Source organism: Bacillus sp. (in: firmicutes) (assembly GCF_031983925.1).
GTDB lineage: Bacteria > Bacillota > Bacilli > Bacillales > Bacillaceae_G > Bacillus_A > Bacillus_A pacificus.
Window position 1 is genome coordinate 36,464 of sequence record NZ_DALYZR010000005.1, and the last position, 19,471, is coordinate 55,934.

Below are 19,471 nucleotides of genomic sequence, written 5' to 3' on the forward strand. Positions count from 1 at the left end.
AGGATAGGAGAAACTTTTAAAATAAAGAGTGGGGTAAATATAAAATTTTTCTTAAATCTTCACATGCAACCCTTGTAGTATTTTCATCAATGCAGTATGGAAGTCTGACAAGAGAAAACAGTTAGCGTGAATGAAAAGGTACTTGCAATTTGTAATAAAATTTTAGAGTTGGATGCTTCTAATGAAATTGCTAGGGAAACTATTAAGGAACTAAATTAGTTAAGGGATTGCCATATAGCAATCCCTTAACTTCTTCATATTTCTTCCTTCTCATCCCTCATACTATAATACCCCAAATTAACAATAACCAAGAAATACCCACCCATAATTCCAGCTGCAAATGTCCACATGTACTCACGGTGTTCAATTTCATACATAATAATCGCACCGAGTATGGCGGCTGCAAATCGATTCATCATGCCAAGCATTGGTGCTTTTTCTTTTTTTACGATGCTATTTCCAAACTTTTCGATACGCCTTCCTAAAATCCAGGCGCAGTACATACTAACTATAAGGCCAATGCTTATCCCTACAAACTGTGCTCGAAAAGGTGTCATCAGCCATCCCAGTAACATCACGCCTAGCAAGCAATATATTTGTATGTTAAATGATCTTAATGCCATACGAATCATGTTATGCTCCTTACCTTTCCTATTACTCCCATCTTTCGGACTTCAAGCTTTCCGATATATCTTTTTTAAAATGAGGGAATTTGATTTTGCTCACCATTAAATAAGCAAGTACGCATGTGCCAAATGCCACGGAAACTGGTTTATTTAAGAGGCATAAAATGAGGAGACACATTGCTGCAAATGGAATGGGCATACCGATGAATGTCGGGAGTTTGCTTTGTTGTGTATTAAATCGCGCAAGCCGAAGCATTCCGCAAATACTGTAAGCAAGCGCACATATCATCCCAATAGACTGCAAATCTTTTAACGCGACACTATAGGCAAGAATAGACGGTGCCACACCAAAAGTAACTAAATCCGCAAATGAGTCTAACTCTCCGCCAATTTCCGAAACAGCATCCAGTTTCCGAGCCACCATACCATCAAACAAATCAAATACCATACCTGTAATAATGAACATGACTGCACCATACATATCTTGAAAGAAAACAGAATAAATGGCCAATATCCCACAAATAAAATTCGCTATCGTCATCATATTTGGTATGTAACTCATCACACGCTTCTCCTCCTTTCTACTCATTACCTCATTCAAGTTCTTACTCATTACAATCAAGATCCTTCTGTTTTTCTTCCAATATCACCTTATTTATTTTCTTTAACGTATCCGTCATTTGTTCTAAAGCATTTATATCGATTTTAGAAAAATACTTCTCAATTAATACATCATCTAACTTAGACAACTGCTCCATATACTTACTACCGTTCGGACCAAGTGTAAGGAAATACTCCCTTTTATTATTAGGATTTACTTGTTTTGAAATCATCTTCTGCTTTTCCAATTTCGATAAAACTTGGCTCACAGCACTTTTCGATATATTAAAAGTAGTCGCGATGTGATTTGCTGTCGTGTTTTCATTTAAATTAATATGAAATAACATGCTCTCTTGCTGCCCAGTAAGACCATACTCGTCCTTTAAATCTTGAAATAGTAAAATGTAAAATTCAGTGTAGGCTCGGTTCATTTCATTAATTATTTCTTTATACGTTCTAGTCATAGCACTCTTCCTCCATGCTGTTATTTCGGTTTTATTCAAATAGTTAAGTTTACTTAACTTAACTATATTATACCGTTATGTTTGTGTAAAGGGAAATCAATTTCCATACTTTAAAAAAGAAGACATCCATTAAGATGTCTCCTTCTCATACGTAAAGCTCTAAACTTTCACTATTCTTCTCAATTACATCTTTATACAAGCAAAAGTGTTTCTCTCACCTCAACTTATATATTAGACAATATATAAGTTTTATGTTGTAAACTACTAACCGTTAATCAACTGTTGCTTAAATTCATCTAAAACTCTCTTTCTCTCTTCATAATCTTCCGTATCGGCTTCTTCCCAAAGCTCAAGGTCAGCCCCACGTTCAATTAATGCAATCGCCTTGTTACGAACTTCTTCTTGAAGACAGCCTTTCTCCAATTGTATTGCCGCAAGACCAATGTATACTAAAGATATTTCTTCTAATTCTTCCTCTATATCAAACTCATCTACATATTCTTCTAAAATGAGCTTAGTTGCTTTTTCCGCACTATTACCCTCTTCTATATACTCAATAAATTGATCTTTCACATCACAAGTCGTGTCATCATCAAATAATCCAGTTCCCCAAGCGCCCATATGCTACAGCTCCTTCTTTGTGCTTTTTTCATTTCTATTTCAATCTTAAATATAATAAAAGTTCATTACAAGACTAGTTATATACATCGTTATATTTTACAATTACTATAGGTAATACATATTTTTCACTACATGTACCATTCTGAATAATCAAACACAATTATCAATAAAATTCCATATAGACCCAGTAATGGTTAAAATGTTATAATGAAATCACCCTACATAGTTACTCATATTTAACTTGAGGAACTAGCGTCTTATTAAGCAATGCGCATAAATCAAATAAAAAAGACACTTTTTACAGTGTCTTTTTTATTTATATTCTCATAGAAAATATCTCTTTTATACACAAAATCTAGCAAATGAAAAAGGAGAATATCATATGGAGCATCCTCTAGCAAGAGAACTACGTAACATACGTATATGCCTTATCATCTTGATCATTGTCATTGCATTTTGGGATCGTGACAAACCTGTGGAAATCACTGATCATGATAGTGACCCTATCTTAAACACTAGCAATATGACCCAAATTGGCGATAATACATTTGCCTATAAAGACGAATCTAATCAAATTAAAATATTTAAGTTTAACCCAGATACAAATGAAATAAAGCTAATAAAAGAATTTTACGCTAACGAATATTAATGAAATAAATGGGACAGAAGGCACCTCAAGGTGTCTTTTTTTTATTTTCAAAAGGACCTGCTCACATTCAGGCGTCAAACATAAAGTATATAGAATCCGTTAAAACGCATGAGTGATCCTTTGTTTTCTCCCTCTTATTTAAAGGAGGAACTATTATGGGCTTTGGTGGTAGTTGTGGAGGCTGTGGCTTCGCTGGAGGCTTTGCTTTATTAGTTGTATTGTTTATTTTATTAATCATCGTTGGCGCTGCTTGCTTCTGCTAAACAAACTATTGGAAAAGACACTCTTATATGGGTGTCTTTTCTTTATAAACTAAAAAAGTATGAGAATCCGATCCTTTAGCCATAATTACGACTAAAGGCTTTTTTGTATATAACTAAAAAGGAGCTGACTGTATGGAACATAATAAAAATGGAATCCTTGCTTTAATCGTTTTATTTGTAGGACTAGCATTTTTTGTTATCGGTATGGTTTATCATTTATGGGGCACGGTTTAAGAAAAAAAGTACTCATATGAGTACTTTTTTCTTAAGATTTCATGTAAAACCATTCTAAACTTACTTACATGCATACAATTATCAATGACGGTTATATAACCGATAAGATTATAGATTATCAATTTAGCAATCTACATTTATATGATTAGGAAAGGAGCTAACAACTGAAAATGTTAGAAATCATTTTTGTTGCTGTATTACTTTTGTCTAGCATCCAACTTATCTTTATCAAGCGTGGGTTGACGAAAAAGAATGTATTCATCTTAATAATAAATTACATATTCTTATTAGCCACCATCGTATTAATTGGCGCAAACTGGCGTATGATACCTGCTTATTTCTTATTGTTCGTTTTAACATTACAAGTTTTTTTGAAACCAAAAACTACAGCTGTTTCTAAAAAGTTAGTGATGAAAATTTTAAAAGGGGTAGGAATTATCGTAACTGCTATCGCAATGTTCACGTTACCTTTACTTTTCCCGATCATAACACTCCCAGAGCCTACTGGAAAATATACAGTAGGAACGAAAGCTTTTCATTTAATTGATACAAATCGAAAAGAAACCACTGTACCGAATAATCATGGAAATCGCGAGTTAATGATACAAGTGTACTATCCTGCCGAAAAAGGATCTGGGAAACCTTCTGCCTACTTTGAGAACATAGACGCCCTCGCTGAACAATTGGCTGTAACAAAAGGTGCTCCATATATCGTAACAACACATTTAGGTCTGACAAAAACACATTCTTATCAAGATGCTAAGCCACTTCAAGTTAAAGAAAAATTCCCACTCCTTTTATTCGGCCATGGAATGGAATTATACGGACAACAAAATACATTCCAGTTAGAAGAATTAGCTAGTCAAGGTTATGTAGTAATCGCCCTTAATTTCACAGGATACGCAGCAACAACAATTTTCCCTAATGGAAAACGTATAGATTCCGTACCAATTGAATTTACACCTAACGCTTTAAATAACATGGTTCGAAATTGGGAACAAGATACTACTTTTATTTTAAATGAAGTAATAAAAGGCAATTTTGATAAAAACTTTACAGCCATTGCAAATTTAATTGACGATGACAAAATTGGCATGTTTGGTCACTCTTATGGAGGAGCAACTGCCGCGCAAATGTTAGTAAAGGATAACCGTATTAAAGCTGCGATTGATATGGATGGTGGATTGTATGGCGATCCAATGCCTAAAGACGGCCCTCAAAAACCATTCATGTTGATGAATGCTGAAGCTACCATTCAGTATATGAAAGAAGCGGAGAATCAAAAGACAGACGGAATCCAAGATGAATTGTTTGAAATATCCTATTTAAGGAATAAAACCATTGAAAAACCTGGCGCGTACACAGTTGTACTTCCAAAAACAAATCATAATAGTTTTACAGATTTAGCAGCATTTTCACCTATTATTAACGAACCCGGTGAAGATGTATCCGCAAATTATACACTCATTAATAAACTAGTAACTAGCTTCTTCGATCAAACTTTAAAAGGGATAAACGAAAATCATTTAGAAGAAATTCAGAAGCAATATCCTGAGCTTCACCTTATTAAACACTAATAACCATTTCTCTATTTATGGAGCCCCTCCTTATGTTTGAGGGGTTTCTGTTTTAACACAATTATAAAAAAGACCCCATCAATAAGAGTAAATGAATTAAAACAAATAACAGACAGCTAAAATATACAAGAATAACATTATACAATCTATATATATATGTAATATTACATAAAAATATTTACTATTACATGCTATACTAAAACAGGAGTCGACAATTGTTATTTTCTTCTTAGTTTTAAAGCAATATGGATATATACCTTCTTATCGCATTTGGATTGTACAAGCAAAAGAAGACATCGTAATTGATGTCTTCTTTTCTTATATTTTTATGAATTCCTTTGAGCAGATGCTCTCCAAGCACGAAAAGATGTTGGGTGTCCAGAATGAGCTCTTTGCTTTGCAACAGCTGGTTTTTCTTCAATAGTCTTTGGTTTTGCTTCCACAATCGCTGATTTTTCTTCAAGAATAGTCACAGCTGTTTGTATCTTTCCTAACTGCTCTTTTAAAGCTTGCTGCTCAATTTTTAAATCGGTAAGTAATCGTAAAATCATTTCAGAATTGGCCATAAAGATCCTCCTTCCCCCAATGCACAGAATAAAATAGAATATGTCATCAGCGGAATAGCGGTGACAAAAATAAGGTCGTCAACTCCCTTAAAATCTAAGCACCTTTATTTTTCAAAAGGACCTGCTCAAGTTTATCCGTAAAAACATAAAGTAAATTAAATCCATTAATTAATGGTCTTTATGGAAGGAGGAGTTAATATGGGCTATGGAGGTAGTTGTGGTGGAGGCTGCGGTTTCGGCGGCGGATTCGCTTTACTAGTTGTACTCTTTATCTTATTAATCATCGTTGGCGCTAGCTGTTGGGGCGGCGGATTCGGCTGCTAAGGGGAGGCACTCTTGAGAGTGTCTTTTTTTATGTCTTAATATGTGAGATTTCCGTTCTTCTTTCCCTTTCAATTTATTAGTTCCATAGGCTTTATCCGAAAATAACAATGAGATTGTGCCCCATTTTCACATACATCTCGACTGTAATCAAAATTCATATTATTACAATTAGGATTGTACAAATCTAAAAAAAAACGCCCGATCATGAGCCTTCGCTTTATTTTCAAAAGGACCTGCTCAGCTTCATACGTAAAAACATAAAGTAAATAGAATCCGTTAAAACACATGAATGCCCCCTTGTTTTTGTCCTCTACTCTAAAGGAGGAACTATTTATGGGATATGGTGGTAGCTGCGGCGAAGGCTGTGGTTTTGCTGGAGGCTTTGCTCTATTAGTTGTATTATTTATTTTATTAATCATCGTTGGAGCTTCTTGCTTCTGCTAACAAACTATTAGAAAGGACACTCTTATATGAGTGTCCTTTCTTCATAAAAAACATCCGCATATAGTGAAACTCTAATCAACGAGGATCTTAATATACACTAGAGATATAGCTATGAGATTCTAAAGCGAAACTTTAATCTCTTTTAACTTCTCTAACTCCCGCTTCACTTCTTCTTGCAAATTTTGGTCTAACAATTCTTGTTGATTAGGAGCCTTCAAATTATAAAAATAGCTACTAGCAGCTGTTTCTGCTTCTAATTTTTGCACATACGATTCAATGCGGGCAAATCCTTTCGCTGTACTTTCTGTATGGAAAGAATCAATTGCTGCATTGCTCTCTTTTATTGCTCTCGCTGCATTTAATCGCGAAACGAGAACAAGTTCTTTATATTGTAGCTCTTCATATTTCTCTTGCAATTTGTCAATCTGTTCATACAGTTTCGCCGTTTGCTCTTTCGTTACTTCATACTGCTTGCGATACAGTTCTGCTTTTTTCTCATTTGAAATTTTTTCTTGCAGGGCTAACTGCGCCATATGATCTTCTCCGCGTGATACTGCGAGTTCAGCTTGACGAGTTCTCTTCGCGATAAGAGCATCCGTCTCTGAAATTAATGCTTTATATTTATTTTCTAAATAATATTGGTGAGAGAGTGCTTTTTGAGCTTTCGTAATTTGCTTTTCTGTTTCACGAAGATACTGCTTCAACATGCTCACGGGATTTTCCAGTTTATCTAACGTTTCATGCACATCCGCCACTACAATATTTTTAATACGTTTTAAAATACCCATTATTACTTCTCCTCCTTACGAATATTGCGTTCCCATTGATCTAAAATATCTATCTGTTTTTGCATTTGGAAATCGCTGTATAACTCTATATCAGTTGCCACTCTTTTTTCTTTAAACTTTTTATATGCCCAAACAATCGCTGCAACAAATGCAAGCATCGGAAGGACTGGTAATACACCAATAACCAGGAGCACTATGCCTGTCCACTTTTTAACCATATTCCCTTCAGACTTACGAATCATAAACCAGCCGAAAAGAACAAATCCAAACGCTAACAAGAATGGTATAAAGAATAAACCATCAAACTCTTTTTCAAAATGTTTTTCATGATGATTTAGTCGCTCAAAGTGATGAAACTTCTCTTTTTGAGCAACGAAAGCTTCCCTTTCTTTATCGTGAGAAACAGTATACGCCGCCTGCTTATGCTTCTCATGTTCCCCCCTATCAAACTTCATACTATGTAATCCAAACAATAGGAATGCCAGAAGTAACGGAAGGACCAAAATCCATTTTAACCAACGCATTTTTTTACGCTTATTCTTTTTCATCTGTTCACCACCATCTATCATTCGTTTTTGAAAGAAGTATAAGATGTATTACCTCCCTTTATCTTTAATACATATGATTGTAAAACTTAGACGTGAGGAGGCGATGAAAGGAAAATGATGAATGTATGAGAAATATATAAGAAATTTCTCATACATGATAGAGAAAAAACCGTCGATAAATTTAAGTTACAAATATTCAGAATTAATATTAAAATAAACAATGGGGATAGGGGTATGGGATTAAAAATTATACATAACGAGGGAATAGAAATGAAACTACAATTAAAAGCGGATTTAGGGCTACTACTAGTTACATTCTTTTGGGGTGCATCCATCTTACTTACAAAGGTTGGACTTGAAGGCATAGAAGAATACAACTTAATCGCATTACGATTTATTATCGCCTTTCTTTTATCAGGTTTAATATTTTACAAACATTTATTCAAAATCGATTTTAAAACGGTAAAATATGCATTTATACTCGCTTCTGTTTTATTTATCGTTTACATTTTCGCGACTTTCGGCACGAAGTATACGAGTGTTTCTAATGCCGGTTTCTTACTATGTCTCACAGTCATCTTCATTCCGATCTTATCAGCTATATTTTTAAAACATATTCCAGAACAGAAAGTTATAGTGGGAATTATTTTAACGATAATAGGAATCGGCTTATTAACATTAACGAGTGAATTCAAAATCGGTAACGGTGACATATTTTGCATACTGTCTGCCTTATTTTATGCGATTCACGTCATCATTACTGGCAGCGTAACGAAACATGTGAACTCCATTGCACTTGGAGTAGTGCAACTTGGTTTCGTCGGCCTATTTAGTCTTATTTTTTCATTTATAATAGAAACGCCAAAGCTTCCTAGCACAATCAACTCATGGCTCATCATCTTAGCCTTAAGCATATTTTGCACCGCAGTCGCATTCATCGTGCAAGTTATCGCCCAGCAATACACGACGCCTACACATACCGGACTTATTTTTTCATTAGAACCTGTCTTTTCCGCAGGCTTCGCTTTCGTTTTCACAGGTGAAACACTTACAAGAAAAGGCTACTTAGGGGCGACACTTATATTAGTCAGTGTGTTGATTGCTGAGGTAGATTTTAAGAGTTTATTACGAGTTAATTATAAAAAGAATGTGGAATAGATAAACATACCCCGGGAAAATATTCATTACTATTATTTTCATTCTCTTGTAAATGAGACTTTTTTAGATGCTATCTTCGAATAAGATAGCATCTAAAAAATGTTAAAAAGAATTATTATATTTGTGTAGCCTGCATACTACTGCACATAGTCATACAGGTTTTTCGCTAACAACAAACAAGTTACTGTAATGAAAAGGGCGCGAACATACCCGCTTCCCTTTTTTATAGCAAACTTGGAGCCGGCGATTCCTCCAGCAATTTGAGCAATTCCCATTATGAAGCCATACGCATAGTTTACTTGCCCTACATACATAAACATGAGCAATGCACCAACGTTACTTCCTAAATTAAGAAACTTCGCCGTACCTGCTGCTTTTAAAAAATCATACCCAATAAATAAAAGAGAAAACATTAAAAATGAACCTGTACCAGGACCTAGAAATCCATCATAAAAACCAATAGCAAAAATAAAAAAGGTAAAAATAATGACGTGTCGACCAGACAATTTTTTATGAGTGGAAATACTTCCCCAATCCTTCTTGAATATTGTATAAATAGCGACCACACCAAGCATGATCAACATTAATGGCTTCAATACTTCTGGATTCATTAAATGAACGGTCCATGCCCCTACTATGGAACCTATGAAAGTGATTGGAAATAATTTAAACGCCGATTTCAAATCGAGATTACCAGAACGATAAAACACAATATTACTAGTGGCACTTCCCATTGTCGATGCTAGTTTATTTGTGGCTACTGCACTTGCTGGATTCAATCCTGTAAATAATAAAGCTGGTAAGGCGATTAATCCACCACCACCTACAACTGAATCAATAAATGCAGCTACAAATCCAAAAACAATCAAAATCATTAATACAGATGGGTCTAAATAAAAATCCATATTAGTAGCCTCCCCTTTAGTCACTATTGTAATAGTAACTATCAATTTGCTAAATGTAAAGAGTTATTGTAACGTTGAAATATAAAGTGAAACTTTAATCAGTGGGGGGTTTTGTTCATCCCCACTGATTATCAGCCCTCACCAATCGGGCTTTAACGGGCAGCCCGATCCCCACCTAACTTCTTTGCTTCCACTGAATTTTGAGGTGGGGGTCTTACTGCCCGTTAAAGCGGGATAAAAGCAAACATCGGAGGAAAAAAAGTGGACTACATAGTACAACAGCTTAAAAAAATTGGTTTTAATGAATATGAAGCTAAATCTTATGTATCTCTTGTGAAACAAGGGCCTGTCACAGCCTATCAAGTGAGTAAGGATTCGGGTGTCCCAAGAGCGCGAATTTATGAGATTTTAGGTAACCTTGTAGAAAAAGGAATTGTCATGAAAGAAGAAATAAATGACACCACCCGCTATTCACCTCTACCTGTTGAAATTTTTTTACAGAAGGCGCAATCAGAATGGCAGTCTACTTACGAAGGAATAAGTGATTCATTAAAGAAACTAGAAACTTCCGAAGAAAAAACGGATAATCGAGTCATTACTTTAAAAGACAATCAAACAATCATTAGCTATTGTCAAACATTAATAAAAAAAGCCGAAAAACGTATTGTCATTTCGATGTGGGATGAGATGTATGAAGCGTTAAAAGAGGATCTAGCTGAGGTAGCTGATAAAGTTTCAGTACAAGGTATTACCTTACATGTTGAAAATCCTATTAAAAATCTAGAAGCCCATCGTATCACACCCTATACAGAAACTCGCTCTACAGAACATTGGTTTATTTTATCAATAGATTCTAAAGAGATGATTTACGGCCCATCACTTGAAGAGCGTAATATTGCTTTTTATACAGATGACCCCGTTCATATATACTTATTAGAGGATTATATATGGCATGATGTTTTAGTAAATCGCCTTGTCCGACGTAGCCAAGATGACTTGGAGCAATGGATTACTGCAGAGAGAAGAGCTTTCTTTATGGAGAAATAAGAAACATATTCAAAAAATAAAGCATAAGTGAATACAATGGAAAACTTATGCTTTATTTTATATGCAAAGTAATACTCAAATCTTTTCACTATTTCCCCTCCACAAACCGCCCAAACTCCTTCAAAAACCTCAGCTTAAAACTACCAACAGGCCCATTCCGATGCTTCGCCACATGAATCTCCGTTATCTCTTTTTGCACCGTTTCCTTATCGTAATAATCTTCGCGATACATAAGCATAATGACATCCGCATCTTGCTCAATTTGTCCCGTCTCTCTTAAATCAGATAAAAGAGGGCGCTTATCTTGACGCGACTCTACTAAACGAGACAATTGCGATAATGCTACTACACAAACATTTAATTCCCGCGCTAATAACTTAAGCTTACGAGAAATCTCACTAATCTCTTGAAATCGATTGCCCTTATGCTTTGGATCTCCCGTAATAAGCTGCAAGTAATCTACAATGACTAAAACCTTCTTATTACCATGCTTCCTCTTTAACTTACGAGTTTGCATCCAAATATCTTGCACCGTAACCCCTGCATTGTCGTAAATCTCAAGAGGTAACTCACCAATCTCCGCAAACGCCTTACTCACCCGTTCCCAGTCTTCCATCGCAAAACGGTGCTTCGGATTTTTCAGCCTACCTCCTGACACTTCCCCTACGCAAGACGCCAGCCGTTTTAACAATTGCTTACTACTCATCTCTAACGAAAACAATCCAACCGCCGCTCCAGACTTCGCCGCATGCAGTCCAACATTTAACGCAAACGCAGTCTTTCCCATAGAAGGACGCGCACCAAGTACAACAAAATCACCTTCCTGCAATCCGCACGTCATTTTATTTAGCGATGTATAACCAGTCTCAATCCCCGTAATCTCTTTCGCATCTTGATGCAGCTCCTCATACAAATCAACTAGCGCATCCTTCAAATCAAACTCACATACACAGTCCTTCTCCTCTAACTCACAAAGTGCCGTAATCGTCTCACCAATAATCTTCTCACTCTTCTCCGCAATAAGACGCTCTCCCATCTTGTGCCCGAGAACACCCGCCTGATACATTTTCCAGGCACCTCGAACAAGCCCCTCATAGTATGAGAAGTTGCTAGTAGTGGGCACACCATCCATTAACCCTATAAAATACTCCATTCCCCCGATCCCCTTCAAAAAATTCGGATCCACCCTAGAAGTAAAAGTCACAAGGTCAATCGGTTGCCCCTCTTCTTCCATCTTTCGCATTAACTGAAATATAGACTTATGCACCGGCATCGAAAAATACTGCTCCGTCAAACGGCACTCCTTAATAAGCTCTCCATCCAGTAGTAGAGAACCTAGCACCGTCTTTTCCGCCTCCACATTTTGAATACTCATGGCCGCCACCCGCGCTCCGCTAAAAAGCGCTGTAACTCTTCCTCAGATGGCGCATTCTTCTCCCACTCCTCACACCTCGCCAAAAACTCCTCCGTCTCCCCCGTACTAACAGACAAATCCTTCTTCCTAAAGCTCGCCGTATCCGCCTCAACCTCAGAAACTTTCGTAAACCCTTTCCCATGCCAACCTCTCAAAATGCCCTTCACATAAGCAACCGTCCGCTTATTATTCTCAAACGCAATTTGAAGAGCCTTCAGCACAAGCTCCTCTGACAAATCTTCCATCCACGCACTCAGTTCCTCCACAGTATGCGGAGACAAACTTCCGAAATGTTGCTCATAAAAAGAAAAAACGCGACTCCCCGTTTCTTCCTCTATAACCTCTTCTTCCTCTGCCTCCTCACAAACCGGCTCAACATCATCTACAGCTAAATCACTCGGCATACCGAAATGCGCTAAAAGCATCGGAACATTCAGTTCCTCCTCTACGCACTTCTGAAGAAACATATGTACAAACTCCTTATTCTTCACACCCTTCAGCTCACGAAGCACACACTTCTCCACATTCGTATTCGTCACAGGATTATAACGAAGCCAATTCAAAACGAATAACTCCCGCGTCTCCGCATCATAAAGAATCTTTCCATAATCAACAAAGCGCTGTACAAGCTTATCAACAGTCTCCCGATTATAACCAGTCTCCATCTCGGCTAACCGCTTCGGAAAAGGAAAAATCCCACACTGCGTCGTCTTCGAACAAGTTAATAAGTAAACATAAAAATACCGCTCCTCCGGCGTCAAATCCAAAACAAAATCATCCTGCCAAAAATTCACCTGCACAGTACGATACACCGCCATCCTAATTCCTCCCGTCCTAATTCAAAATGAAAATTTCCTCTTTGTACTATATATAGGAAGGAGGGCCGGGTTTTTGGCGTGTTATTTCAAAATTTTTTTCGACTCCTACTACGGTGTTTGTTGGTGTTTTTGTTTTGTTATGTTTTTTCTTAGTGATTTATTACTTGGTAGGGGCTTGTAAGGGGCTTAGGAGGGGCTATTTTAATTAGAGAATCTCATTTTGGAAGATAACTCTGTCTTCTTTTTAGTATATTAAAACCATTTGCTTTCTTTGTAATACCTGTAACATTAAATTTATAAGTTAAGTAATCGTACAAATTACTTATTGAATATTCATTAATAAACCCTAAAACAAGTAGGTGGTTTATATTGAAATTTAAAAGCATCCCCTTAAAACATATTAAACTAGAAGAGGAATTCCGGAAGAATTTAGAGGATTTTAGTCTTGCTACAAGCATTAAACAAAATGGATTAATAGAACCACTTATTGTAGAAGAAAAAAATTCGAATTGTTTTATATTAGTTGAGGGTTATCGTCGTTTTTGGGCTTTAAAACATTTAAACATTCCATTTGTAACATGCAAAGTGGAAAAACTCACCTCAAAAGACTCAAGGGTTCTAAAACGTCTTCGTGTTGAATTAAAATCCAAGAAAAAAACAGGTTATGAGGTAGAACGAATGATTAGTTTTTTACTTGATAATGGTTATACAGAAGAAGATATCGCTAAGCAATGTAACATACAAAAAAAGACTGTAAAAAAATACATTAATGGAAAAGATGTTAACACTCACTGGAAAATTAGGGCGGAACAATCTGGAGCTGGAAGACATGGATTAACTGAGATTCACCATTTAACTAATATACACCCCGACAATAAAGAATACGTAGCTGATATTTATATTAAACGCAAAATAAATGCTAACAATGTAGAAAGTATAAAAACATTTACCAAGTTAGATGAATTTAATAAATCCTCAAAAGATTTTCAAAGAGACTGTATTAACGATATGATTGGCGATGATAGTTTAAATAACGAAAGACTTAAAGATATTGTTTTTACAAGATCATTAAAACAAAAATACACTCTCTTAGTACATCAATATATATTTGATAAAGTTCTCCGTCTATTAGATAAAGTAATAGATAGTTGCTGTCATAACTTTGTTAATCACCTTACTCCCGTACAAAAGAAAGATTTACAAAAAAAAATAAAAATAATTTCTAATAAACTTGGATTATCGCCTATTTCACCCACTCCTCCCCCAAAAACATTTTCCACTTCTCTTAAAAAGTATCAAGAACATACTATATTAGTTAATATCAATAGAAAGTCCTAAAACTCTACTCGATACTGAAATTATGCTTTTTTGAAAAAAATTGATATATTATTTAAATTTTATCAGTTAATAAAACAGCAACACTTATTTAAGCGTTGCTGTCCTTCTTTCAAATTATGTATGAAGATGATATCGGATATCCCCTTCTTTTCTAGCACCTATATTAAGAAAAAATGATATTCTCACCAAACAGAAATACCGATTTTCAGCTGCTACTACGTGTAGTTGTTTTTGTCTTTTTTTCTTAGTAATTTATTATTTAGTAGGAGGCTATTTATCGTTTACTTCGATTAAAAAAACTCGATCTGAGAAGCCACCTCGCTCTTCTGCTTTCTTTTTACGGATTTTATCTATTTCTCCTAGTGTCGTGCCTTCATGTTCGGCCAGGGCGTTTATTAGTTCTAGGAGGTCGGATAGCTCTTCTAGTTTATCTTCTTTCGTTGTTGCTTCTAGGTATTCGATTAATTCTTCTTGTGTTTTTTTGCAGATTTCTTTTATGTATTCTTCTTCAGGTAGGATTCTTGTTGTGAGTGTTTTTCCGTTGGTCTTTATTATTTGTGGGATTTTGTTTCGGATAAGTTTGTTGCGGGTTGGAATAAGGTTTTCTTCCATTTGATTTTTCTTCTATTGTAATAGACAAGCTGTTTAACTTTATAAGGTCATTTTATATTTTCTAATTAGTTCAGGTTAAAAGTAGCGTGATAGTACTCCCATCTCTTTTGAATACTGTTTCATCTTATCCACGTGTTCAAAAGCCTCCATAATCCTTTTTATAAACAACAAAAATGCTATACTCCATTCTGAAGTATAGCATTTTATCTATTTTACTTTAAAGGATATTTTTCTTGAGCTAACTGATTTAAAATTTTCTCTACTTCTACTCTTACACCATACGCCTTATCTTTTAAGAGAGGTGTTAACTCTTCAGCTGAATCAGCTCCACAAACTTTATATATACCGTGTATGGCCTCTACACGAATATGCCAAGATTTCATTTTTAAAATTCGTTTTAAAGTATCAATATCTTCTTCGGTAGCAATTTGAGAAAAAGCTTTTGCTGCGCCAACTTTTGCATATGTAGGCCCATGTTCAATTATATTAATAAGCTCCCCCCTTAAACTTAATAAATCAGACTTGATAATTTCTTCTATAGCTTTATCCCGTTCAATTATATTAGTTGATACTAACCTCTTTTTTAACTCTTCCATAGTCCCACTCTCCTTACATCTATCCTTATAACAAATCAACTATATTTTAACATAACTAAAGTTAAAAATTGAATTATCCTGAAATGTATAGGTACTTCTCATAATATCTATTCTCAAATGATTTTTTATGAAAAATTGTTTAACATTCTACGTATAGTTAATTTGATGAGTACTTTCAATATCTCATAATAAAATATAAAGAGGCATCATCATTAAATTGTGAGTGATTGAAATGAATATAAAAGGCTAACGACTATTACAGCCTGTACTCAAGAACATAAGTATACTAACTATATTCAAGTGAATTATTAAAAGGTATGTAGGCTTTTAAATAGTTCAATGTTAACCAATTAAATAAACCCACTCATTTAGAAAGAACTAATCAAAATGAGTGGATTTATTTTTATGAAAAAGATCAATTAAAGAACCCAGAAAAACCGATAATATCAACTTCTTCTCCATCCAAAAACGGTATTTCGTATGAATGGCTATTCGTCCTTTTTCAGCTAAACAATCTATTCACTTAAAATCTATTTTTCAAGTTCCTCAACAAATTTTATCGGCAAATGATTCATACGGAAGATCTATATTCTATAATGTATCACATGATGACTTTAATCCCGGAAAATAAATCCTTGCTTTCTTGTCTCCCTACTCATTTATACAAAACATTTTATACTCTCAAGCATTTTGTGAAATTCATTTCCAAAATTAATTGTATTCAATTCAGCTTAGTTTTGAATAATATTTTTCACATCATTTAAGTAATCATCTGTTACCTCTGGAATCAGCAATTCACCATCGATAGCATCGAGCATTACTTGTTCTTTTTCTTTCAATCGTTTATATATTGCCTGATCAATAAATCCACCATGAGCTCTATCGCCTTCAGTCATTAAATAATAATAGCGTGTGTATTGATCATCTTTTAATCCTAGTCGATGGATACGATCTCTGGATTGTAGCATAAATGTTAGGTTAAAGTTGTATTCAAAATAGATAGCATCATGAACAGTTTGATGTAACGAAATAGATTCTCCTAAAGTATTTGGATTAGAAATCATTACCTCCACTTCACCATCACGAAAATCATTAATCAATTTCACACGTTCATCCTTTGGTGTTCCCCCATAAACTAAATTTACAGATACACCCTTTTGTTGTAATACCTGTTTAATCTTCTGCATGGTTTTTACAAACATTCCCCATACAATCACTTTTTTCCCTTTTCCCACCAAGTCCATGATTAGTTGAATTCCTTTTTCAAATTTTGCAGATGGAATTATATCTACTTGTAACTGTTGATAGGCTCTTATTCTTGCTATTTCTCTTTCTTCATCATTTAAAGCATTAACTTGTGTCAAATCAAATTCATCATCTAAAAGACCTAAATCTCGATATTCAATTTTATCTAACAATAAAGCAGGATTTGTAGATGCTTGCAATAACCGTAAATACAACGCTAATATATTACCTTCATTTTCATATATTGCTTGAACTAATTGTTTTTGCTTTTCACTAGGTTTAACAACAATTAATTTGTCTGGATCTGCTTTTGGTACCTTTAAATCATATTTATTAGTTCGCCAAAAGAAGGGCTGAATACGGTTATTAATCTCCTCCACTTCAGGGTTCTCTAAATCACTTACTTCCCAACGAAAGAAAGAATCATATTCTTTATCATACAGTAAGTGTAAAAAGTTGTAGATATCTTTATAACTATTAGGTATCGGAGTCCCTGTCAAAACATAACGATATTGAGATTTTGGCCCTAAATTTAAAGCGGCCGTAGCTCGTCTTCCGCCCACACCTTTTACACGGTGAACCTCATCACATACAATCATAGTATATTCATCAATTAATTCATTTAAAATAGTTAGTTTGCCTTCTAACGCTTCATAATTGATAACGATTATGTCGCTTTTCCCCCAATCTACTCGAACATTTCCAACATTTCGGTATTTAACTTCTTTTAAATTCATATAATTTAAATAACGTTTCTCTCCAAATACCTCAATATATTCTGTGCGCCAAGCCTCAAAGGCATTGATCGGTGAGACAACTAATAATCGTCTTATCTTTCTAATTTTTTTACTACTTAGATACGCAAACGCTCCGTACATCATAGCAGTCTTACCTGCACCAGGAACAGAAAAGTTAGCAGCCCTTTTCATTGTAGCAAGATAAAAACTCGCTTGTAATTGTTCTGGTTTCAATGGCCGTGTTATTTCTTCGTCTAAAATTTTCCCAAATGTGATTAGCTCACTTTTCCACCGTTCATCAGAAGCTTTAATCGTACTTCCTGCGATACGTTGCTCATTAATTGCATATTTGTTTTGTTGAATGTAAGCTTGAATTTCGACACTAACTACCAACGATACAGTACTTACCCCAGATAAAGCTTTATTAATCTTTTCAATCAGTTCTTGTAACGATACATAATTAATATTACTATTAATCAATAACTCATTATAGTTATCAAAATAACTTTGATAACGATCTAAAATACGCCTCACTCGGCCTTGTTTAAAATATTCTTCCTTCGTATCTTGAAGTTGAAAAAATTCCTTTTCCCCAAATACTACCGTAATAAGTTCTGGATTAGATTTCATTGTCATAAATTTCAATCAACTCTCTACTAATTAGGTTTATTTGAATTAAATATTCCCTGATTTCATTAATTTGATCTTTACTAAAATTATTAAAGTTCAAATTCCCTGTCAATCCTTCACCTTTTTGCATATCTTTTAGACTATTTAATGTCTCTTTTACATCTCCTATAAAACTATCAATATTCTTTCCCCGGTTTTGTCGATTTCGTATTCGCACATATTCTCCATTAATCTCTCTAATTTCTGGACTGGCTATTTCAATTACTCTTCTGAATTCTGTTGCAGAAGTAACTGGGTTTTCTTCAAAGGTATCTCTTAAATTATCAATAGAATCCTCAATTGCATCATTAAAATCCTCATTCGCCGTGGTTGTTAGTACATCTTTGAAATAATCACGTACTTCACGTACCGTATCTCCACCAGTAGCCAACATTTTTGTTAATAAAGCAAAAGAAGTAATTTTACTTTGTTCATAGGCTGGTCCCTTTTTAGGAAATTGAGTATTCAATTTTTTAGCCAATTCATATAAAGGATTATATAATTTCGTATCTTTAATAATATGGTATGCATTTTTTTTAGCATTAATAAATTCTAAAAACTCACGCATTAACATAACTGTTGTGGTACGGTTTTTGATTTCTTTTTGTTTAATATTTGCTTCTTTAGCATAATCATTCTCTGTCATCAGTTTATCAACTACAACAGTTTGATAAATATCTACCGCTAAATCAACTGGATCATATGCTTGACGTTCTTCTGTTCCCATCTGAATAGCTAATTCAAGTCTCTTGATTTCTGCCCGCTCAGTTTTCGATGCATAAGTAAACGGTAAGATAACTGCTTCAAATAGATAGGTTTCTCCCGTTTCCTCTGCTAATTGCCTCAAAGCTGTATACCTTCTATTTCCATCAATAACCCGGCCATCTGCTAAAACATAACCAAAAACTTTTTGACCAGACTCTCGAATAGACTTTTTAGTTTGCTTTAATTTAGCAGCATTGTCTTCTACAATCATTTTTGCAATTAGCTGATTGTATTCTGGGTTTTCATCATCTCTAGCAGGTTCCAATTGAATATCTTGTCGAGAAATAGCCGAAGCGATTCGGCCATTCTCTGCATTATAATAAAGATATTTTAATGGAATACGGTATACATCTAACATACCGTCATTTACATTTGGAATTTGTATCGGCAATTTCGGTTTCGCTCCAGTTTTTACCAATTGACCATTTTGCATCAATTCTAATAATGAAATATTTTTATCCAC

22 protein-coding genes are annotated in these 19,471 nt (G+C 34.8%); 8 read left to right on the forward strand and 14 right to left on the reverse strand.

Going from position 1 to position 19,471, the window contains the following annotated elements:
• Positions 1-254: 254 nt before the first annotated feature.
• The 4 genes from RTP99_RS16945 to RTP99_RS16960 all read right to left on the reverse strand — a co-directional run bounded on the left by RTP99_RS16945 (position 255) and on the right by RTP99_RS16960 (position 2,311).
• Complete coding sequence (locus RTP99_RS16945; protein ID WP_000620584.1) at positions 255-632, reverse strand: ATP synthase subunit I; 378 nt, start codon at positions 630-632, stop codon at positions 255-257.
• A gap of 22 nt (positions 633-654) precedes the next feature.
• The gene (gene pssA / locus RTP99_RS16950) at positions 655-1,239 is read right to left on the reverse strand and encodes a CDP-diacylglycerol--serine O-phosphatidyltransferase (RefSeq protein WP_000042045.1); all 585 of its coding nucleotides are present in this window, start codon (positions 1,237-1,239) and stop codon (positions 655-657) included.
• Entirely contained in the window at positions 1,232-1,690 is a 459-nt protein-coding gene (locus RTP99_RS16955) for a MarR family winged helix-turn-helix transcriptional regulator (protein ID WP_000198938.1), read from the reverse strand. The genes pssA and RTP99_RS16955 overlap by 8 nt, the downstream gene beginning before the upstream one ends.
• 264 nt (positions 1,691-1,954) lie before the next feature.
• Positions 1,955-2,311 (reverse strand): DUF4259 domain-containing protein, encoded by a 357-nt coding sequence (locus RTP99_RS16960; RefSeq protein WP_000501491.1) that lies wholly within the window; start codon positions 2,309-2,311, stop codon positions 1,955-1,957.
• 382 nt (positions 2,312-2,693) lie between these two features.
• On the opposite strand from RTP99_RS16960, the gene RTP99_RS16965 reads away from it, so the two are divergent.
• The 3 genes from RTP99_RS16965 to RTP99_RS16975 all read left to right on the forward strand — a co-directional run bounded on the left by RTP99_RS16965 (position 2,694) and on the right by RTP99_RS16975 (position 5,034).
• Positions 2,694-2,960, forward strand: a complete 267-nt coding sequence (locus RTP99_RS16965) for a YmzC family protein (protein ID WP_000400943.1) — start codon at positions 2,694-2,696, stop codon at positions 2,958-2,960.
• Between the two features lie 155 nt (positions 2,961-3,115).
• Positions 3,116-3,223 (forward strand): YjcZ family sporulation protein, encoded by a 108-nt coding sequence (locus RTP99_RS16970; protein WP_000505670.1) that lies wholly within the window; start codon positions 3,116-3,118, stop codon positions 3,221-3,223.
• A gap of 404 nt (positions 3,224-3,627) precedes the next feature.
• Positions 3,628-5,034 carry an alpha/beta hydrolase family protein gene (locus RTP99_RS16975; protein WP_000889703.1) on the forward strand — a complete coding sequence of 469 codons (1,407 nt, stop codon included), beginning with the start codon at positions 3,628-3,630 and terminating at the stop codon, positions 5,032-5,034.
• 326 nt (positions 5,035-5,360) lie between these two features.
• On the opposite strand, the gene RTP99_RS16980 is transcribed toward RTP99_RS16975, so the two are convergent.
• Positions 5,361-5,600 carry a hypothetical protein gene (locus tag RTP99_RS16980; protein ID WP_000013683.1) on the reverse strand — a complete coding sequence of 80 codons (240 nt, stop codon included), beginning with the start codon at positions 5,598-5,600 and terminating at the stop codon, positions 5,361-5,363.
• A gap of 198 nt (positions 5,601-5,798) precedes the next feature.
• Between RTP99_RS16980 and RTP99_RS16985 the strand changes: the two genes are divergently transcribed.
• Together RTP99_RS16985 and RTP99_RS16990 are read left to right on the forward strand one after the other, a co-directional pair.
• Positions 5,799-5,924, forward strand: a complete 126-nt coding sequence (locus RTP99_RS16985; protein WP_000540377.1) for a YjcZ family sporulation protein — start codon at positions 5,799-5,801, stop codon at positions 5,922-5,924.
• Positions 5,925-6,257: 333 nt separating this feature from the next.
• Positions 6,258-6,368 (forward strand): YjcZ family sporulation protein, encoded by a 111-nt coding sequence (locus RTP99_RS16990; protein WP_000540373.1) that lies wholly within the window; start codon positions 6,258-6,260, stop codon positions 6,366-6,368.
• 119 nt (positions 6,369-6,487) lie between these two features.
• Here RTP99_RS16990 and RTP99_RS16995 read toward each other — a convergent pair whose 3' ends face one another.
• Together RTP99_RS16995 and RTP99_RS17000 are read right to left on the reverse strand one after the other, a co-directional pair.
• Positions 6,488-7,156, reverse strand: a complete 669-nt coding sequence (locus tag RTP99_RS16995; RefSeq protein ID WP_000511930.1) for a PspA/IM30 family protein — start codon at positions 7,154-7,156, stop codon at positions 6,488-6,490.
• 2 nt (positions 7,157-7,158) lie between these two features.
• On the reverse strand, positions 7,159-7,704 hold the full coding sequence (locus RTP99_RS17000) for a hypothetical protein (RefSeq protein WP_041184737.1): 546 nt from the start codon (positions 7,702-7,704) through the stop codon (positions 7,159-7,161).
• 270 nt (positions 7,705-7,974) lie between these two features.
• Here RTP99_RS17000 and RTP99_RS17005 point away from each other — a divergent pair, with 270 nt between their 5' ends.
• A complete protein-coding gene (locus RTP99_RS17005; protein ID WP_041184736.1) occupies positions 7,975-8,862 on the forward strand; it encodes a DMT family transporter in 888 nt (295 codons plus the stop codon).
• Positions 8,863-8,999: 137 nt separating this feature from the next.
• On the opposite strand, the gene RTP99_RS17010 is transcribed toward RTP99_RS17005, so the two are convergent.
• Positions 9,000-9,767 (reverse strand): TSUP family transporter, encoded by a 768-nt coding sequence (locus tag RTP99_RS17010; RefSeq protein WP_000348453.1) that lies wholly within the window; start codon positions 9,765-9,767, stop codon positions 9,000-9,002.
• A 261-nt stretch (positions 9,768-10,028) separates the two neighbouring features.
• Here RTP99_RS17010 and RTP99_RS17015 point away from each other — a divergent pair, with 261 nt between their 5' ends.
• A complete protein-coding gene (locus RTP99_RS17015) occupies positions 10,029-10,814 on the forward strand; it encodes a TrmB family transcriptional regulator (protein WP_000384593.1) in 786 nt (261 codons plus the stop codon).
• A gap of 88 nt (positions 10,815-10,902) precedes the next feature.
• On the opposite strand, the gene dnaB is transcribed toward RTP99_RS17015, so the two are convergent.
• Together dnaB and RTP99_RS17025 are read right to left on the reverse strand one after the other, a co-directional pair.
• A complete protein-coding gene (gene dnaB / locus RTP99_RS17020) occupies positions 10,903-12,189 on the reverse strand; it encodes a replicative DNA helicase (protein ID WP_000027346.1) in 1,287 nt (428 codons plus the stop codon).
• Positions 12,186-13,046 carry a DnaD domain-containing protein gene (locus RTP99_RS17025; protein ID WP_000312209.1) on the reverse strand — a complete coding sequence of 287 codons (861 nt, stop codon included), beginning with the start codon at positions 13,044-13,046 and terminating at the stop codon, positions 12,186-12,188. The genes dnaB and RTP99_RS17025 overlap by 4 nt, the downstream gene beginning before the upstream one ends.
• Before the next feature lie 369 nt (positions 13,047-13,415).
• Here RTP99_RS17025 and RTP99_RS17030 point away from each other — a divergent pair, with 369 nt between their 5' ends.
• On the forward strand, positions 13,416-14,384 hold the full coding sequence (locus RTP99_RS17030) for a ParB/RepB/Spo0J family partition protein (RefSeq protein WP_000669697.1): 969 nt from the start codon (positions 13,416-13,418) through the stop codon (positions 14,382-14,384).
• 270 nt (positions 14,385-14,654) lie between these two features.
• Here RTP99_RS17030 and RTP99_RS17035 read toward each other — a convergent pair whose 3' ends face one another.
• From RTP99_RS17035 to RTP99_RS17050, 4 genes are all read right to left on the reverse strand, one after another.
• Positions 14,655-14,981, reverse strand: coding sequence for a nucleoside triphosphate pyrophosphohydrolase (locus RTP99_RS17035; RefSeq protein ID WP_041184735.1), 327 nt, complete (start codon positions 14,979-14,981; stop codon positions 14,655-14,657).
• Positions 14,982-15,208: 227 nt separating this feature from the next.
• Positions 15,209-15,592, reverse strand: coding sequence for a HEAT repeat domain-containing protein (locus RTP99_RS17040; protein WP_000391845.1), 384 nt, complete (start codon positions 15,590-15,592; stop codon positions 15,209-15,211).
• 731 nt (positions 15,593-16,323) lie between these two features.
• Positions 16,324-18,210 carry a DEAD/DEAH box helicase gene (locus RTP99_RS17045; RefSeq protein ID WP_085965933.1) on the reverse strand — a complete coding sequence of 629 codons (1,887 nt, stop codon included), beginning with the start codon at positions 18,208-18,210 and terminating at the stop codon, positions 16,324-16,326.
• Complete coding sequence (locus tag RTP99_RS17050) at positions 18,194-19,471, reverse strand: ParB N-terminal domain-containing protein (RefSeq protein ID WP_000360024.1); 1,278 nt, start codon at positions 19,469-19,471, stop codon at positions 18,194-18,196. The genes RTP99_RS17045 and RTP99_RS17050 overlap by 17 nt, the downstream gene beginning before the upstream one ends.

Bases quoted from the DNA above. Each gene is read 5' to 3' on its own strand.
- RTP99_RS16945 (WP_000620584.1), bottom strand. From the start codon at position 632: ATGATTCGTATGGCATTAAGATCATTTAACATACAAATATATTGCTTG.
- pssA (WP_000042045.1), bottom strand. From the start codon at position 1,239: ATGAGTAAGAACTTGAATGAGGTAATGAGTAGAAAGGAGGAGAAGCGT.
- RTP99_RS16955 (WP_000198938.1), bottom strand. From the start codon at position 1,690: ATGACTAGAACGTATAAAGAAATAATTAATGAAATGAACCGAGCCTAC.
- RTP99_RS16960 (WP_000501491.1), bottom strand. From the start codon at position 2,311: ATGGGCGCTTGGGGAACTGGATTATTTGATGATGACACGACTTGTGAT.
- RTP99_RS16965 (WP_000400943.1), top strand. From the start codon at position 2,694: ATGGAGCATCCTCTAGCAAGAGAACTACGTAACATACGTATATGCCTT.
- RTP99_RS16970 (WP_000505670.1), top strand. From the start codon at position 3,116: ATGGGCTTTGGTGGTAGTTGTGGAGGCTGTGGCTTCGCTGGAGGCTTT.
- RTP99_RS16975 (WP_000889703.1), top strand. From the start codon at position 3,628: ATGTTAGAAATCATTTTTGTTGCTGTATTACTTTTGTCTAGCATCCAA.
- RTP99_RS16980 (WP_000013683.1), bottom strand. From the start codon at position 5,600: ATGGCCAATTCTGAAATGATTTTACGATTACTTACCGATTTAAAAATT.
- RTP99_RS16985 (WP_000540377.1), top strand. From the start codon at position 5,799: ATGGGCTATGGAGGTAGTTGTGGTGGAGGCTGCGGTTTCGGCGGCGGA.
- RTP99_RS16990 (WP_000540373.1), top strand. From the start codon at position 6,258: ATGGGATATGGTGGTAGCTGCGGCGAAGGCTGTGGTTTTGCTGGAGGC.
- RTP99_RS16995 (WP_000511930.1), bottom strand. From the start codon at position 7,156: ATGGGTATTTTAAAACGTATTAAAAATATTGTAGTGGCGGATGTGCAT.
- RTP99_RS17000 (WP_041184737.1), bottom strand. From the start codon at position 7,704: ATGAAAAAGAATAAGCGTAAAAAAATGCGTTGGTTAAAATGGATTTTG.
- RTP99_RS17005 (WP_041184736.1), top strand. From the start codon at position 7,975: ATGAAACTACAATTAAAAGCGGATTTAGGGCTACTACTAGTTACATTC.
- RTP99_RS17010 (WP_000348453.1), bottom strand. From the start codon at position 9,767: ATGGATTTTTATTTAGACCCATCTGTATTAATGATTTTGATTGTTTTT.
- dnaB (WP_000027346.1), bottom strand. From the start codon at position 12,189: ATGAGTATTCAAAATGTGGAGGCGGAAAAGACGGTGCTAGGTTCTCTA.
- RTP99_RS17025 (WP_000312209.1), bottom strand. From the start codon at position 13,046: ATGGCGGTGTATCGTACTGTGCAGGTGAATTTTTGGCAGGATGATTTT.
- RTP99_RS17040 (WP_000391845.1), bottom strand. From the start codon at position 15,592: ATGGAAGAGTTAAAAAAGAGGTTAGTATCAACTAATATAATTGAACGG.
- RTP99_RS17045 (WP_085965933.1), bottom strand. From the start codon at position 18,210: ATGACAATGAAATCTAATCCAGAACTTATTACGGTAGTATTTGGGGAA.